This is a genomic window from Microbacterium sp. AZCO, assembly GCF_039614715.1.
In the GTDB taxonomy this organism is placed as follows: Bacteria; Actinomycetota; Actinomycetes; order Actinomycetales; family Microbacteriaceae; genus Microbacterium.
Genome location: NZ_CP154857.1, coordinates 1,917,806 through 1,933,116 on the forward strand (window position 1 = coordinate 1,917,806; position 15,311 = coordinate 1,933,116).

14 protein-coding genes are annotated in these 15,311 nt (G+C 71.9%); 4 read left to right on the forward strand and 10 right to left on the reverse strand.

Annotation, left to right across the window (positions count from 1 at the left end):
• Window positions 1-64 precede the first annotated feature (64 nt).
• The 3 genes from AAIB33_RS09010 to AAIB33_RS09020 are packed head-to-tail and all read right to left on the reverse strand — an operon-like array spanning window position 65 to window position 3,258.
• Window positions 65-1,342 carry an ATP phosphoribosyltransferase regulatory subunit gene (locus AAIB33_RS09010; protein WP_345803412.1) on the reverse strand — a complete coding sequence of 426 codons (1,278 nt, stop codon included), beginning with the start codon at window positions 1,340-1,342 and terminating at the stop codon, window positions 65-67.
• Between the two features lie 39 nt (window positions 1,343-1,381).
• Complete coding sequence (locus tag AAIB33_RS09015; protein WP_345803199.1) at window positions 1,382-2,098, reverse strand: MazG family protein; 717 nt, start codon at window positions 2,096-2,098, stop codon at window positions 1,382-1,384.
• On the reverse strand, window positions 2,095-3,258 hold the full coding sequence (locus AAIB33_RS09020) for a Na+/H+ antiporter NhaA (RefSeq protein ID WP_345803200.1): 1,164 nt from the start codon (window positions 3,256-3,258) through the stop codon (window positions 2,095-2,097). The genes AAIB33_RS09015 and AAIB33_RS09020 overlap by 4 nt, the downstream gene beginning before the upstream one ends.
• A gap of 149 nt (window positions 3,259-3,407) precedes the next feature.
• Here AAIB33_RS09020 and AAIB33_RS09025 point away from each other — a divergent pair, with 149 nt between their 5' ends.
• Entirely contained in the window at window positions 3,408-6,083 is a 2,676-nt protein-coding gene (locus AAIB33_RS09025) for a phosphoenolpyruvate carboxylase (protein ID WP_345803201.1), read from the forward strand.
• 50 nt (window positions 6,084-6,133) lie between these two features.
• A complete protein-coding gene (locus AAIB33_RS09030) occupies window positions 6,134-6,319 on the forward strand; it encodes a hypothetical protein (protein ID WP_345803202.1) in 186 nt (61 codons plus the stop codon).
• Between the two features lie 47 nt (window positions 6,320-6,366).
• On the opposite strand, the gene AAIB33_RS09035 is transcribed toward AAIB33_RS09030, so the two are convergent.
• Both AAIB33_RS09035 and mfd read right to left on the reverse strand, forming a co-directional pair.
• The gene (locus AAIB33_RS09035) at window positions 6,367-6,966 is read right to left on the reverse strand and encodes a gamma carbonic anhydrase family protein (RefSeq protein WP_345803203.1); all 600 of its coding nucleotides are present in this window, start codon (window positions 6,964-6,966) and stop codon (window positions 6,367-6,369) included.
• 9 nt (window positions 6,967-6,975) lie between these two features.
• The gene (gene mfd / locus AAIB33_RS09040) at window positions 6,976-10,593 is read right to left on the reverse strand and encodes a transcription-repair coupling factor (protein WP_345803204.1); all 3,618 of its coding nucleotides are present in this window, start codon (window positions 10,591-10,593) and stop codon (window positions 6,976-6,978) included.
• Between the two features lie 71 nt (window positions 10,594-10,664).
• On the opposite strand from mfd, the gene AAIB33_RS09045 reads away from it, so the two are divergent.
• Window positions 10,665-11,297 (forward strand): hypothetical protein, encoded by a 633-nt coding sequence (locus AAIB33_RS09045; RefSeq protein ID WP_345803205.1) that lies wholly within the window; start codon window positions 10,665-10,667, stop codon window positions 11,295-11,297.
• Window positions 11,298-11,344: 47 nt separating this feature from the next.
• Here the strand turns inward: AAIB33_RS09045 and pth are convergent, their stop codons facing one another.
• Entirely contained in the window at window positions 11,345-11,929 is a 585-nt protein-coding gene (gene pth, locus AAIB33_RS09050; protein ID WP_345803206.1) for an aminoacyl-tRNA hydrolase, read from the reverse strand.
• Between the two features lie 90 nt (window positions 11,930-12,019).
• Window positions 12,020-12,646, reverse strand: a complete 627-nt coding sequence (locus AAIB33_RS09055; RefSeq protein ID WP_345803207.1) for a 50S ribosomal protein L25/general stress protein Ctc — start codon at window positions 12,644-12,646, stop codon at window positions 12,020-12,022.
• A 291-nt stretch (window positions 12,647-12,937) separates the two neighbouring features.
• On the opposite strand from AAIB33_RS09055, the gene AAIB33_RS09060 reads away from it, so the two are divergent.
• Window positions 12,938-13,060, forward strand: a complete 123-nt coding sequence (locus AAIB33_RS09060) for a hypothetical protein (RefSeq protein ID WP_345803208.1) — start codon at window positions 12,938-12,940, stop codon at window positions 13,058-13,060.
• On the opposite strand, the gene AAIB33_RS09065 is transcribed toward AAIB33_RS09060, so the two are convergent.
• Genes AAIB33_RS09065 through AAIB33_RS09075 form a run of 3 tightly spaced genes read right to left on the reverse strand, consistent with a single transcriptional unit; the run spans window position 13,045 to window position 15,263 of the window.
• Window positions 13,045-13,548, reverse strand: a complete 504-nt coding sequence (locus AAIB33_RS09065) for a gluconokinase (RefSeq protein ID WP_345803209.1) — start codon at window positions 13,546-13,548, stop codon at window positions 13,045-13,047. The genes AAIB33_RS09060 and AAIB33_RS09065 overlap by 16 nt on opposite strands.
• Window positions 13,545-14,588, reverse strand: a complete 1,044-nt coding sequence (locus tag AAIB33_RS09070) for a zinc-binding dehydrogenase (RefSeq protein ID WP_345803210.1) — start codon at window positions 14,586-14,588, stop codon at window positions 13,545-13,547. The genes AAIB33_RS09065 and AAIB33_RS09070 overlap by 4 nt, the downstream gene beginning before the upstream one ends.
• Before the next feature lie 12 nt (window positions 14,589-14,600).
• On the reverse strand, window positions 14,601-15,263 hold the full coding sequence (locus AAIB33_RS09075; RefSeq protein ID WP_345803211.1) for a fumarylacetoacetate hydrolase family protein: 663 nt from the start codon (window positions 15,261-15,263) through the stop codon (window positions 14,601-14,603).
• Window positions 15,264-15,311 lie beyond the last annotated feature (48 nt).

Sequence of the window (15,311 nt, forward strand, 5' to 3'; positions counted from 1 at the left end):
GAACACCACGGGCCGCGAGGTCTGCCGCGCCGAGGATGGTTTCTCGCGCGCGATGCGGGCACGGTCAGGAGAGCTGCTTGACCTCGAGCCCCTCGCGGGTCGCACCGGCCGAGACCGTCGCGAAGGCCGAGTAGCCGTCGGATGCCGCCCGCTCGAGCAGCGGCTTGAGGTTCTTCGTGCGCTGCTCGAGGCGCACACGCGATCCCTCGGCCACGAGCGCGGCCTTGAGGGCCAGCAGCTCGCCGACGGGGACGTCGCGGTCGTGCACGAGGACGATCGCGGCCGCGCCGTCGCCCTCCGCCGCCGACACGAGGTCGACGATGCGCTCGAAGCCGATCGAGAACCCGACGGCCGGCACGTCCTGGCCGAGGAACCGGCCGATCATGCCGTCGTACCGGCCGCCGCCACCGAGCGAGTACGACACGGACGGGTGGGCCAGCTCGAAGATCGTGCCCGTGTAGTAGCCCATGCCCCGGACGAGGAAGGGGTCGAAGACGAGCGGCACATCGCCCCTCGACAGGCTCGGGGACCCGGTGTCGCGCGAGGCCGACACGGCGCGGCCGATGCCGACGAGGTGCTCGACGATCTCGTCGGGCGCACCCTCCGGGAGCGCCTTCCTGATCTGACGCTCGCCGAAGGGGTTGTACTCGAGGGTCACGGCGCGCGTGAGGAAGGCCTCGAACGCGTCGACGGCGGACGGCGTCGCGCCGCGGTCGCGGAGCTCGGCCACGATGCCCTCAGGGCCGATCTTGTCGAGCTTGTCGATCGTGATGAGCACCCCGGGGCGCTCGTCGGCCGCGAAGCCGAAGGTGTCGAGCATCCAGTCGAGGGCCCGGCGGTCGTTGATGCGCACCGAGCCGCCCTCGAGCCCGAGCGCATCGACGGCGTCGAGGGTCGCCGTGACGAGCTCGGCCTCGGCGCGGGCCGAGGCATCCCCGATGATGTCGATGTCGCACTGCACGAACTGGCGGTACCGGCCCTTCTGCGGGCGCTCCGCGCGCCAGACGGGCGCGATCTGGATCGACCGGAAGACGCTCGGCAGCTCCGCCCGATGGCTCGCGTAGAACCGCGCGAGCGGGACCGTGAGGTCGTAGCGCAGGCCGAGGTCGGTCAGCGCGGACTGGTCGTCGGCCGCGGCACGCACGGCCTCGGCATCCATCCCCCGCTTGAGGATGTTGAAGGCGAGCTTCTCGTTGTCGCCGCCGATCCCCGCGTGCAGACGCGCGTACTCCTCGACGACGGGCGTCTCGATCTCGTCGAAGCCGTGAGCGCGGTATCGCTCGCGGATGACGCCGAGCACCCGCTCGCGCCGGGCTTTGTCTGCGGGGAGGAAGTCGCGCATTCCGCGCGGCGGATTGACCGATGCCACGCGTCTATGTTGTCAGGTCGTGGGACGCGCTTCGGCGGCGCGGATGTCGGCTTCGAGCACGCGGAGCCGTTCACGGAGCGCCCGTTCGGCGTCCCAGCCGCGGGCGCGCGCCGTCGCGACGAGGGCGAGCAGCGCGTCGCCGAGCTCGGCCTCCGACGCGACGCCCCCCTCCGCCTCGGGAGACCGCGGATCCGCGGCGAGGCCAGGGGCGTCGCCCTCGGGCTCGGCGGGAATGCCCCGGTTCGCGGATGAGGCATGAACGGCGGCACCCACCTGAGCGGCCTTGCCGAGGAGCTTCTGCGCGAGCGCGAGCGACGGCATGTGCTCCGAGACGCCGTCGAGGACACTCGTGCGCGAGCCCTTCTCGGCGGCCTTCGCGGCGTTCCAGTGGACGAGCACCTCTTCGGGGGTGTTCGCGACGGCGTCGCCGAAGACGTGGGGATGCCGGCGCACCATCTTCTCGGTGAGGCCCCGCGCGACGTCGTCGATGTCGAACGGGGCGTCGGGGTCGCGCGAGGCGATCTCGGCGTGGAACAGCACCTGCCACAGCAGGTCTCCGAGCTCTTCGCGCAGGTCGTCGCGCGAGCCGTCCTCGACGGCGTCGATGAGCTCCGCGCTCTCCTCCACGAGGTAGGGCACGAGCGCGCGGTGGTCGATCTGCTGCGTCCAGACGCACCGGTCGCGGACGGCGCGCATCGTCTCGGCGGCCTCCCGCAGCGGATCGGTCATGCTGCCGGCTCCTCGACGGCGGTGCCCGCGCGTCTGTGGTGGCGCACCCGCGCCGTGAGCAGGATCGCCGCGACGATCGCCGAGATGACCGAGCCGGCGAGCACGCCGAGCACGGCCTTGTCGCGGACGACCGGCTCCGCCGCGAACGCGAGATTCGCCAGCAGCAGCGACACCGTGAAGCCGATGCCGCCGAGCGCGCCGACGGCGACGAGGTCGCCGAGCGCGAGCTTCGGGTGGTCGGGCGAGCCGACCAGCCGCTGGCCGATCCACCCGAATCCCGCGATGCCCACGATCTTGCCGACGGGAAGCGCGATGAGGATACCCCAGAAGACGGCCTGTCCCGGCCCGCTGAAGTCCGGGATCGGCACGAGCGCCGCCGTGAACGCGAAGAGCGGCAGGACGACGGCGTTGACCCACGGCTCCATCGCGTGGCGCGTGACGAGGGCAGGCGTCTGCGCCATCGCCAGGCCCAGCAGCACACCGGCGATCGTGGCGTGCACGCCCGACAGGAGGATGAACGACCACGTCAGCACCGCGAGCACGACGAGCCCGGCGATCACGAGCCCGCGGACCCGGGTGTGGAGCATGCGGCTCAGGATGCCGAACAGCACCGTCGTGAGAAGGCCGGCGGCCAGCATCCCGAAATTCAGATCCGTCGCGAACAGCACCGCGATGAAGACGATGCCGACGACGTCGTCGATGATCGCGAGTGCGAGCAGGAAGATGCGCACGCCCGACGGCAGGCTGCGCCCGAACACGGCGAGCACACCCAGCGCGAAGGCGATGTCGGTCGCGGTCGGGACGGGCCAGCCCTTCTGGAAGCCGCTCCCGGCCGTCAGGACGAGATAGATCGCGATCGGCACGATCACGCCGCCGGCGGCCGCGAGCGCCGGCTGCAGCGCCCGCCGCGCGCTGCGCAGCTCGCCCCTCGTCAGCTCGAACTGCAGCTCGACCGACACCACGAAGAAGAAGAAGACGAGGAGCCCGTCCGACACCCAGTGGGTCAGCGACAGGTCGATCGCCGTGCCCGGCACCGCGAGGTGCGCGTGGGAGAACTCGAGGACGTCGTGGCCGACCGGCGAGTTCGCGATGATCAGACCGGCCGCCGCGGCGATGAGCAGCAGGATGGCGGGGAACCGGGCAGAGCGCAGGAGCTTCACGTGACCTCCGGGATGAGACGGCATCCGCCGTGCGAGGGCAGCGGCAAGGACATGCCGACCAGACTTCCCGGCGCACCGGCATCCATGCTAGCCATCGCTCGGCGTCACACGTCACGTCGGCGAAACACCGCGGCGTTACGGTTGAACCCATGCCCGAACTCACCAGGACCGAAGCGATCGACCTCGTCGGCCGCTATGAAGCCGGTCAGGAGATCCCCGAGCGGATGCGCGCCGACGTGCGCAAGCTCGGCGCACTGCTCGGCCGCGTGCTGCGCGAAAGCGGCTCGCCCGGACTCTACGAAGACGTCGAGCGACTGCGCGTCGCGACGATCCAGGCGTACACCGACGAGACGCCGGAGGCCTTCGCCCACGCCGCCGCGATCGCCGACTCGTTCACCGTCGAGCGCGCCGACGAGGTCGCCCGCGCCTTCACCGTCTACTTCCACCTCATGAACCTCATCGAGGAGCACCAGCGGGTGCGCATCCTCCGCGAGCGCGACGGGCGTCCCGAGCGGGAGGATGCCACCGACTCGGTCGCCGCCGCGTTCGTGCGCCTCGCCGCCGAGGTCGGCGACGACACGGCGCTCAAGCGCCTGCAGTCGATGCGGTTCCACCCCGTGTTCACGGCGCACCCCACCGAGGCGCGGCGCCGCGCGATCTCGCGCAGCATCCGCCGCCTGTCCGACCTCCTGGACGAGCACGACAGCCTGCTGCGCAACGGCGCTGACGAGCGCCGCGCCGAGCGCCGCATGATCGAGGAGATCGACACGCTCTGGCGCACGGCGCCCCTGCGCGCCGAGAAGCCGTCGCCCACCGACGAGGTGCGCGCGGTGATGGAGATCTTCGACGAGACGATGTACACGTCGATCCCGCACGTGTACCGCCGCGTGGACGATGCCCTGCAGGGTCCCGCCGCGGGCTCGCGCGCGCCCATCGTGCGCCCCTTCGTTCGAATCGGCTCGTGGGTCGGCGGCGACCGCGACGGCAACCCCTTCGTCACGTCGTCGGTCACCCGGAAGGCCGCGAAGATCGCGAGCCAGCACATCCTGCTGGGCCTCGAGCGCACGACGACCCGCATCGGCCGCACACTCACCCTCGACGCCGCGACGACTCCCCCGAGCCCCGCGCTCACGTCGCTGCTGAAGCGCCTCGTGATCGACGACGAGGACGCCGCCGTCGAGATCGCCAAGCGCTCCCCCAACGAGCCGCACCGCCGCGCCCTCCTGCTCATCGCGCGCAAGATCGCCGCGACCGAGCGGCGGGACGCGTCGATCGCATACTCCGACCCCGAGCAGCTCCTCGCCGACCTCCGCGTCGTGCAGGACTCGCTCGTCGCGGCCCCCGCGCCGCGCCAGGCGTACGGGCACCTGCAGCAGCTGATCTGGCAGGTCGAGACCTTCGGCTTCCACCTGACCGAGCTCGAGGTGCGTCAGCACTCGGCCGTGCACGCGAAGGCCCTCGCCGAGCTCGACGCCGGCGGAGCGCGCAGCGAGCAGACCGAGGAGGTGCTCGAGGTCTTCCGCAGCATCGCGGCGATCCAGCGCCGACTCGGCCCTCGCGCCGCCGGCCGCTACATCGTCTCGTTCACGCAGTCTGCCGACGACCTCGCAGCCGTCCACCGCCTCTCGGCGTACGCGACGGGCGACGACGGCGACGCCCCTGTGCTCGACGTCATCCCGCTCTTCGAGACGTTCGCCGACCTGCAGGCGGCGCCCGGCATCCTCGCCGAGATCGTCGAGCACCCCGCCTTCGCCGCACGCCTCGCCGCGACGGGCCGCAGGCTCGAGGTCATGCTCGGCTACTCGGACTCGTCCAAGGACGTCGGACCGGTCGCCGCGACCCTCGCGCTCTACGAGGCGCAGGCGCGGATCGCGGCGTGGGCCGACGAGAACGGCATCGAGCTGACCCTCTTCCACGGCCGCGGCGGCGCCCTCGGACGCGGCGGCGGGCCCGCCAACACGGCGATCCTCGGCCAGCCCCCGCACTCCGTCGACGGCCGGTTCAAGCTCACCGAGCAGGGCGAGGTCATCTTCGCCCGGTACGGCGACGCGGACATCGCGATGCGTCACATCGACCAGGTCGCGGCGGCCGTGCTGCTCGCGTCGGCGCCGTCGATCGAGGAGCGCAACCGCGCCGCGGCCGAGCGGTACGCCGAGGTCGCCGCGACGATGGACGTCGCATCCCGCGACCGGTTCTTCGCGCTCGTGAAGGCGCCCGGATTCGCGCCGTGGTTCGCCCAGGTCACGCCCATGGAGGAGATCGGCCTGCTCGCGCTGGGTTCGCGGCCGGCGCGTCGCGGGCTCTCGGTCGAGTCGCTCGAGGACCTCCGGGCGATCCCGTGGGTGTTCGCGTGGACGCAGGCGCGCATCAACCTCGCCGGCTGGTTCGGCCTGGGGACGGCGCTCGAGGCCGTCGGCGACGAGGACCTGCTCCGCCGGGCGTACGACGAGTGGCCGCTGTTCCGCACCCTGATCGACAACGTCGCCATGAGCCTCGCCAAGGCAGACAGCCGCATCGCGCGCAGCTACCTCGAGCTCGGCGACCGCGACGACCTCGCCGGCGTCGTCATGGACGAGCTCGCCCTCACGCGGTCGTGGGTCATCCGGGTCGCGGGCGGCGATGAGCTGCTCGAGAACCGGCCGATCCTGCAGCGGGCGGTCAAGCTCCGCAGCCCCTACGTCGACGCGCTCTCGTTGCTGCAGCTGCGGGCGCTCCGCGCGCTCCGGGATGCCGCGGCCGCGGGCCTTCCCGCCGATCCCGACCAGCAGCGTCTGCTGCTGCTCTCGGTCAGCGGCGTCGCGGCGGGTCTGCAGAACACGGGCTGACACGCGCGTCGCTCCCGGGGCGCGAGAAGCCCCGGCGTACCGTGGGCGCCATGGTCAGGACGTGGGACGACGGCCCGGCAGTCGCCGTCGAGGTGTGTCCCGTCTGTGCGTCGCTGCAGGTGCGGACGGTCGAGCCGGATTGGTTCACGGTGGAGCTGGAGCGTGGCGACGAGCTGCGTCGCCAGGTGTTCGAGGTCGAGTTCACCTGCCGCGACTGCGGGTCGGTCTGGCACTGACGACGCGTCGATGAGTGGATGCCGCGGGTGCGGCATCCACTCCTCCGTCAGCCGATCTGCGTGTCGTTCGCGTGCCGCGCGAGGCCCCGGCCGTAGCGCTCGGTGAGCTGCACCATGAGGTCGGGTGTCTCGCGGTCGAGCCCGAAGACGTAGCCCGGGAAGTCCAGTTCGCGCTGCGCGGCCCAGATCTCCTCGTGCCGGTCGGGCGACAGGATCTGGGCGGGGTCGCCGACCGCGACCCACCCGATCGGCACGACGGTCTCGGCCGGAAGCACGGTGCGCAGATGCACGACGGCGTTGATGCGCACCTCGCTCCGGGCGCCGATCTTCGCGCCGTTGAAGATCCGCGTCCCCGTCGCGAGGAACACCTCCTCGGCGATCGTCGCGCCGCTCACGCTCGCCATCGGCCCCACGAGCACGTGGTCGCCGATGTGCACGGAGTTGGCGACGGTCGCGCGGATGAGGGCGTTCTCCATCACGATGACGTTCTCGCCCAGCGTGATGGGTCCGCCCTCGGCCGTGATCACGGCGCCGTGCAGCACCTGGCAGTCGGGGCCGATTGTGACGTCGCCGCTGATGACGGCGGTCGGCGCGATGACGGCCTCGGAATGGATGCGGGGGCGTACGCCGAGATGCTCGAACTGCATCTCCTCACGCTATTGCGCGGGAGCCGCCTCCGTCGACACGGGCTCGGGGAAGAGCTGCTCGAGCAGCTGTCCGACCCACGCGATGAGGTCGGCATCTCCCACCGGCTCGCCCCCCGCCGCGGGCAGCGGCACGACGAGCGCCTCGCCGCTCGCGACGAGCTTCGCCTTGGGGTACAGCCGCTGCAGCCGCACACGGCGGGAGTCGGGCAGGTTGGCCGGCGCGATGCGCAGATTCGGTCCCATCGCGACGACGTCGGCGAGGCCCGCGCGCGCCGCCCCGCGCCGCAGGCGCGCGACCGCGACGAGGCCCTCGACCTCGCTCGGCGGCTCGCCGTAGCGGTCGCGGAGCTCGTCGATCACGAGGTCGATCGCCTCGTCCTTCGCGGTGGCGGAAGCCGCGGCGGAGAGCTTCTGGTACGCCTCGAGGCGCAGCCGCTCGCTGTCGATGTACGACTCGGGGATGCGCGCCTGGACGGGCAGCTCGAGTCGCAGCTCGGCGGGCCCCTCGTTCTCCTCGCCGCGGAACGCCGCGACGGCCTCGCCGATCATGCGGAGGTACAGGTCGAAGCCGACGCCCGCGATGTGCCCGGCCTGCTCGGCGCCGAGCAGGTTGCCCGCGCCGCGCAGCTCGAGGTCCTTCAGCGCGACCTGCATGCCGCTGCCGAGGTCGTTGTTGACGGCGATCGTCTCGAGCCGGTCGGCGGCCGTCTCGGACAGCGGCTTCAGGTCGTCGTAGAGGAAGTACGCGTAGGCGCGCTCGCGCGCTCGTCCCACGCGACCGCGCAGCTGGTGGAGCTGCGACAGTCCGTACTTGTCGGCCCGGTCGATGATGATCGTGTTCGCGTTGGAGATGTCGAGCCCGGTCTCGATGATCGTCGTCGAGACGAGGACATCGGCCTTGCGCTCCCAGAAGTCGTCGACGACCTGCTCGAGCGCGTGCTCCCCCATCTGCCCGTGCGCGACCGCGATGCGCGCCTCGGGCACGAGCTCGGCGAGCTCGGCGGCGACGCGCTGGATGGACTGCACGCGGTTGTGCACATAGAACACCTGGCCCTCGCGCAGCAGCTCGCGACGGATGGCCGCGGCGATCTGCTTGTCGTTGCGCGGACCGACGAACGAGAGGATCGGATGCCGGTCCTCGGGCGGCGTCTGCAGCGTGGACATCTCGCGGATGCCCGTGACCGCCATCTCGAGCGTGCGCGGGATCGGCGTCGCGCTCATGGCCAGGATGTCGACGTTGGTCTTGAGCTTCTTGAGCTGGTCCTTGTGCTCGACGCCGAAGCGCTGCTCCTCGTCGATGATCATGAGCCCGAGGTCCTTGAACAGCACCTTCTCGGTGAGGATGCGGTGCGTGCCGATCACCATGTCGACCGTCCCGTCGGCGAGGCCGGCGATCGTGTCGCGCGCCTGCTTGTCGGTCTGGAAGCGCGACAGGGGCCGCACCTTGACCGGGAAGCCCGCGAACCGCTCCGAGAACGTCTCGAGGTGCTGCTTCACGAGCAGCGTCGTCGGCACGAGCATGGCGACCTGCTTGCCGTCCTGGATGGCTTTGAAGGCGGCGCGCACGGCCACCTCGGTCTTGCCGAAGCCCACGTCGCCCGAGAGCAGCCGGTCCATCGGGATCGGCTTCTCCATGTCGGCCTTGATCTCGTCGATCGTCTGCAGCTGATCGGGCGTCTCGGCGAAGGGGAACGCCTCCTCGAGCTCGCGCTGCCAGGGCGTGTCGGCGCCGAAGGCGTATCCCTTGGCCGCCATGCGGGCCGAGTACAGCTTCACGAGCTCGACCGCGATGTCGCGCACGGCGCGACGGGCGCGACCCTTCGCCTGGGCCCAGTCGCTGCCGCCCATCTTCGACAGCGCCGGCGCCTCGCCGCCCACGTACCGCGAGAGCAGGTCGAGCTGGTCGGTGGGCACGAAGAGCTTGTCCCCCGGGTAGCCGCGCTTGGACGGCGCGTACTCCAGCACGAGGTACTCGCGCACGCTCTTCACCGCGTTGCGCCCGCCGCTGGAGACCTCGCGCTGCGTCAGCTCGACGAACTTGCCGATGCCGTGCGTCGCGTGCACGACGTAGTCGCCTGTCTTGAGCTGCAGCGGGTCGACGACGTTCTTGCGCCGAGACGCGAGCTTCTTCACGACGCGGTTGTCGCCGCCGATCGTGCGGCCGTAGAACTCCGTCTCGGTGAGCACGGCGAGCTTCGCGTCCGGCGCCTCGAAGCCCCGCTCCAGCGCGGCGACGACGACGTGCGCGACACCTGCCTCGGGCGCGTCGGCGAGTGTGTCGACCTTGCGGGCCGCGATGCCGCGCTCGGCGAGGACGTCGCGTGCGCGCTCGACGAGCCCGGTTCCGGATGCCGCCACGACGACCCGCCAGCCGTCGGCCAGCAGCTCGCCGACGTGCGCCGTCGCGCCGTCGACGTTGCCCTGGAAGGACGGCACGGCGGCGCCTGGCACGCGGATCGCGGCCGAGGCCTCGAGGGCCACGTCGAGGTCGTCGTCGAGGAGGCCCTCGGCCGCCGCGGCCGCCGATCCCGAGTCGAATCCCGACAGCGTCCACCACACGTCGCCGCGGTCGGCCGCCGCCTCGCGCAGCTTCGGCAGCGACAGGAAGTCGCCGGCGCCCAGGTCGATGGGGGTGCTCGCCCCCGAGGTCGCGGCGCTCCACGCGGCATCCAGGAACTCGCGGTTCGTCTCGCCGAGGGTGATGGCTCGGGTCACCGACCGCTCGGGGTCGGCGAGAGCGACGGCCGATCCCTCCGGCAGGTAGTCGACCAGCGTCACGATCCGCTCGACGAGCGCCGGGGTCAGCGACTCCATGCCCTCGACCGGGATGCCCTCGGCCATCTTCTCGAGCATGCCGCGGATGGCGGGGAACTCGTCCTTCAGCTGGCGCGCGCGACCGCGCACGCCCTCCGTCAGCAGCAGCTCGCGGCTCGGCACGAGCGAGACCTCGCGCACCTCGCCCGGGAGCGAGCGCTGGTCGGCCACCGAGAACGCGCGGATCTGGTCGACCTCGTCGCCGAAGAACTCGACGCGGTACGGGTGCGCCGCGGTCGGCGGGAAGACATCCAGGATGCCCCCGCGCAGCGCGAACTCGCCGCGGCGCGAGACCATGTCGACGCGGTGATACGCGAGCTCGACGAGACGCAGCGCGACGTCGTTGAGGTCGAAGCCGCGACCTCCGATCGACAGCTCGATGGGGGCGGCGTCGGCGAGCCCCGCAGCGAGCGGCTGCAGGGCGCCCCGGACGCTCGCCGTCACGACGAACGGCGCATCGCCGTCCCACGAGGCGACGCGGCGCAGCACCTCGAGGCGTCGCCCGACCGTCTCGGGGCTCGGGCTCAGCCGCTCGTGCGGCAGCGTCTCCCACGCCGGGAAGTGCATGACGGCCGCTCCCGGCAAGAGCCCCTCGAGGGCGGCGCCCAGCGACTCGGCGCGGCGACCGGTCGGCGCGATCGCGAGGAGCACAGGCGGGCGCCCGGCGGCACGGCGCCGCTCGATGAGCGACGCGAGCAGCGGAGCGTCGAGTCCGTCGGCGAGCGAGAAGTCGGAATCGACGGATGCTGCGCCCGCGGCATCCCGGAACGATTCAGCCTGTTCGAGGGCGCGCACGATCCCGGGAACTGTCACCGGAAGAGTCTACGGGCGACGCCCGACATGCGGGCCCTCGCGCGTCGCCGCAGGATCCTAGGATGAGTCGCGTGACCGACGCCGTGCCGCCTCGACCGCCGCTTCCGTCGGCCTCCCCGCCGCCGTCCGCCTACCCTCCGCCGCCGTCGGCGTACCCGCAGCCGTCGGCGTACCCGCCGCCGTCGGCGTATCCGGGCTTTCCGGGGCATCAGGGAGCCGCGCCGTCACCCGCCTACTCACCGCCCCCGGGCTATCCGGCGCGGCCGCCGCAGTCTCTCGCTCAGCCCGCATTCGGCGGCCCGCTGCCGACGCCCGCACGCCGAGGCACGCTCGGCGTCGTCGCCCTCGTGCTCGGCATCCTGGCGGCGGTCGGCGCGGCGGTCGTCGTGTCGATCGCCGCATTCCAGATCGGCCTGGGCACCGGGAAGGAGCTCGCGAACCGACCGCTGTCGAGCGACTTCGACTGGAGCGTCCTCTCCCCCGTGCGCGACTGGGTACTGCTCGGCGAGGTCGCGTTCTGGACCGGCACCGTCCTCGGCCTGTGGGCGCTCGCGCAGGGCGTCGTCGCGATCGTCAGCGCGCGCGGACGCGGCTTCGGCATCGCCGCCGTCGCCGTCGCGGTCTTCGGGCCGGTGCTGTTCGTCATCGCCGTGAACGTCTTCCTCACCGCCGGCTTCGCTGCGGGTTCGGGCATCGGCGGCTGAACCGGCAACCGTTGCAGGAGCGGGGTCGCCCGCTCGACGGGCTCGCGTCAGGCGCGTGGGGCGTGGTGCTTCTGCTGCGCGGCCAGGAGGCCCTCGCCGAGAAGCTGCTCGACGGCATCCGCCGCATCACCGATCAGGATGCCGAGGGTCTGCCGCTCGCTCGCGCTGAAGGGATCGAGCACCCAGTCGGCCGGGTCCTGCCTGCCGGGCGGGCGGCCGATGCCGACGCGCACGCGCGGGAAGTCGGCGGTGCCGAGGGCTTTGGCGACATCGCGCACGCCGTTGTGGCCGCCGTGGCCTCCGCCGACCTTGAGCTTGATCGTGTCGAACGGGATGTCGAGCTCGTCGTGCACCACGACGACGTGGTCGGCGTCGATGCCGTAGAACTTGGCGAGGCCCGCCACGGGCCCGCCCGAGACGTTCATGAACGAGTTGGGCTTGGCGAGCACCACCTTGGGACCGCCCGGTCGCAGCCACGTCTCGGCAGCGCGCGCGTTCGCCTTGTGCTGCTTGAACGCTTCCCCGCGCCGCGCCGCGAGCTCGTCGACGACGAGCTGACCGACGTTGTGCCGGGTCAGCTCATAGCGGGGCCCGGGGTTGCCGAGTCCCACCACCAGCCACGTCTCCGCCATGCTTCCCATCCTCGCTGATCCGCGCACACGGGCGCGGAATGCAGCGAGGGGGCGCGGCATCCCGCACCCCCTCGCCGTCTGAAACCGGAATTACTCGGCTGCGGACTCGGAGTCCTCGGCCTGCTCCGAGGCCTCGGCCTCGTCGGCGGCCTCGATCTCGTCGACGGCGGCCGTGGACGGGACCGCGACGGCGACGATGAGCAGCTCGGGCTCGGAGACGAGCGCCGCACCGCGCGGGAGCTTCAGGTCGGCGGCCGTCACGTGCGTGCCGTCCTCGAGACCCTCGACGTCGAGCTCGACGTGCTCGGGGATGTGGGTGGCCTCGACCTCGAGCGAGACGCTCGTCGCGTCGAGGTTCGCGATGGCGTCGCCCGCGGGCTCGCCCACGACGACGATCGGCACGTCGACCTGGATCTTCTCGCCGGCCTTCACGACCAGGAGGTCGATGTGCTCGATGATCTGGTGCACCGGGTCCTTCTGGACGTCCTTGACGAGCGTCAGCTGCTGCTTGCCGTTGACGTCGAGCTCGAGCACGGCGTTGGCGCGGCGGATCAGGAGCGAGACCTGGTGGCCCGGGAGCGCGACGTGCACGGGATCGGTGCCGTGGCCGTAGATGACGGCGGGGATCTTGCCGGCGGCGCGGAGGCGGCGGGCGTAGCCCTTGCCGAAGTTCTCGCGAAGCTCGGCCTGGACCTTGGTGTCGGTCTCGGTCGACATGATGATTCTCCTTGCGGGCACACGGGCCCGTTCTGTTCAGGCGCGGACGGCCTGGCGTATGGGGGTCTGGATTCGACTCGAACGCGTGCGCGTGAGGAAAGCCGTGAGCCTTGATCACCGCGTCGATCACGGATGCCGCCACCGACCCATCGGGCCGGCGCGAGGCATCCCTCGCCGAAGTTCGCGTCCCAGTCTACCAGGCGCCTCTTCGCGGCACCGACGGCGCCGCATCCCCGGTCGCCGCCCCGCTACGATGAAGATTCCGCCGCCGACGACTTCCTGGAGGTTCCCATGGACTACGGCTTCGCCTCGCACGTCGTGCTCTGGGTCATCGGCCTCATCGCCGCCGCGGGCCTCGTCGGAACGGTCCTCGGCTTCTGGACGATGGGCCGCCAGTCCTACCGCAAGGACTGACGCCTCTCCAATCCGCTCAGCGCCTCCTCGACGACGTCGAGCACGGAGCGATCATTGCGGACCGCGAGGCCGACTTCATCGGGTTCGAGGTGTTCCCACGTCGTGAGCTGCGAGCCGAGCAGCTGTGTCGGCATGAAGTGGTCGCGCGAGTCCATCCGGCGGGACAGCTCCCGCGGATCCACGAGCAGCTCGACGAAGGCGATCCCCGGCGCGCCGGCCCGGATGCGGTCGCGGTAGCGGCGCGCGAGCGCCGAGCAGGCCACGACGAGACCCGCGTCGGCCGCGTCGAGAGCCCGCGCGACCGCGTCGAGCCACGGCATACGGTCCGCGTCGTCGAGCGGAATGCCTCGCGCCATCTTCACGAGGTTGACCTCGGGATGCAGGTCGTCCGCGTCGACGAAGGCCGCGCCGACCCGTTCGGCCAGCGCGGCGCCGACGAGCGACTTGCCCGACCCGCTCGGACCCATCACCACGACACGACCGGTCATGCGCTGACACCGGGTTCGAACGAGATCAGCACCTTCGACGACGCCGAGGGATCGCCCGCCGTCTGCAACCCTTCGAGCGCCTCGTCGACGGCCACGACATGGGTCACGATGCCGTCCACCTCGAGGGTGCCGTCCGCCAGGGCCGCGATCACATCGTCGAACTCGTCGCCGAACCGGAACGATCCGACCAGGTTCAGCTCCCGCGTGATGGCGGTGGCGAGAGGGGCAGCGACGTCGCCGTGACGCTGGAGTCCGAGCAGCACGACAGTGCCGCCGCGACCGCAGGCTCCGATCGCGGCGGAGAGACCGGGGACGGTTCCGCTGGACTCCACGACGACGTCCGCGTGCAGGGCGCCGATCGCATCGGCATCGCGGGCGTCGAGGCTGCGCGCACCGAGGCCCTCTGCGATGCGGCGCGGCGCCGGCTCCAGATCGGTGGCGACGACCTCCGCCGCGCCGTGATGCCGCGCCGCCGCGACCACGAGGAGGCCGATCGGGCCCGCCCCGACCACGACGACCCGCTTGCCGCGCACGTCCCCGGCCCGGGCGAGACCGTGCCACGCCACCGCGGCCGGCTCCGCGAGTGCCGCCCGTGCGAGATCCAATCCATCCGGAACGGCGTGCAGCATCCGCGCGGGAAGCGCGACGCGCCTGGCGAAGGCGCCCTGCGTGTGGGGCAGGTGCATCGCCGATCCGAGGTAGGTCGACGCCGGCGCGAGGTTCGGCCGGTCCGACGGCCACGGCGTGAGACCGTCGCCGTGCGGGCTGAGCGGGTGGACTGCGACCCGGGTGCCGGCCCTCGGACCCGTGCCGTCGGAGGCACCGACGACGACGGTTCCCGACACTTCATGGCCGAGAAGCATCGGCTCGCGCAGCACGGAGAGCCCGGCGGCGCCGTGCCGCCAGTAGTGCAGGTCGGAGCCGCAGACTCCGCCGTAGGCGATCTCGACGACAGCCTCGTCCTGCGCGGGTTCGGGTTCGGGCAGATCGACGACGCGGACGTCGCCGGCGGCGTACACGATGATGCCGGGATTGTTCATGGCGCTCTCCGGTCAGGCGGTCGGGGTCACGAGCACGACGTCGCCGACCCGCACTTCGACGGTCGCGCCCGGATCGATGGGCGAGGCGGTGAACGGCGCGCCCGTCATGATGACGTCGCCGGCACCGAGCGGTGTCCAGCGGGCGACGTACGCGAGGCACTCGCGGATGGGCACAGGAAGGGCCGCAGCATCCGTCCGCGCGACGTCGACCCCGTCCACCCGCAGGACGAGCGGGACGGAGCCGAGGTCGGCCTCGGTGTCGATCCACGGCCCGAGGGGCGTGTAGCCGATGCCGGACTTCGACTCGAAGTTGCGAGGATCGAACTGCGAGCGGTCGGGACTGGAGAGGTCGTTCACCGCCGTGAGGCCCAGGACGTACTCGTGCGCGTTGTCGGCCGTCAGGCCCTCCGTCGAGCGCCCGATGACGACGGCGATCTCGCCCTCGGCGACCGTCCTGCCCGCGTCGCGCCGAAGCGCGACCGTCTCCCCGTCGGCCACGACGCCGCGCGGGCTCTTGAGCCACGCCTGCACGGGCGAGGCGTGCGCCGGTCCGTTCTGGGCGATCCCGATCACGACGGCGGGGGCGCTCGGTGCGAGGAGCCGGCCCTCCCCGTCGCCGCCGAGGTCGGCGGGCTCGCGGCCGTCGGCGAAGGCCGCGTAGGGATCCTCGATCACGGTCCACCCGTCCGGGGTCGCACGCACATGGTGAACCCGATCGCCGAT

Coding starts and splice junctions, on each gene's coding strand:
- pth (WP_345803206.1), bottom strand. CDS start 11,929: ATGGCGGAGACGTGGCTGGTGGTGGGACTCGGCAACCCCGGGCCCCGC.
- AAIB33_RS09025 (WP_345803201.1), top strand. CDS start 3,408: ATGCCCGAACTCACCAGGACCGAAGCGATCGACCTCGTCGGCCGCTAT.
- AAIB33_RS09070 (WP_345803210.1), bottom strand. CDS start 14,588: ATGAACAATCCCGGCATCATCGTGTACGCCGCCGGCGACGTCCGCGTC.
- AAIB33_RS09065 (WP_345803209.1), bottom strand. CDS start 13,548: ATGACCGGTCGTGTCGTGGTGATGGGTCCGAGCGGGTCGGGCAAGTCG.
- AAIB33_RS09035 (WP_345803203.1), bottom strand. CDS start 6,966: ATGCAGTTCGAGCATCTCGGCGTACGCCCCCGCATCCATTCCGAGGCC.
- AAIB33_RS09010 (WP_345803412.1), bottom strand. CDS start 1,342: ATGCGCGACTTCCTCCCCGCAGACAAAGCCCGGCGCGAGCGGGTGCTC.
- AAIB33_RS09055 (WP_345803207.1), bottom strand. CDS start 12,646: ATGTCGACCGAGACCGACACCAAGGTCCAGGCCGAGCTTCGCGAGAAC.
- AAIB33_RS09015 (WP_345803199.1), bottom strand. CDS start 2,098: ATGACCGATCCGCTGCGGGAGGCCGCCGAGACGATGCGCGCCGTCCGC.
- AAIB33_RS09030 (WP_345803202.1), top strand. CDS start 6,134: ATGGTCAGGACGTGGGACGACGGCCCGGCAGTCGCCGTCGAGGTGTGT.
- AAIB33_RS09060 (WP_345803208.1), top strand. CDS start 12,938: ATGGACTACGGCTTCGCCTCGCACGTCGTGCTCTGGGTCATCGGCCTC.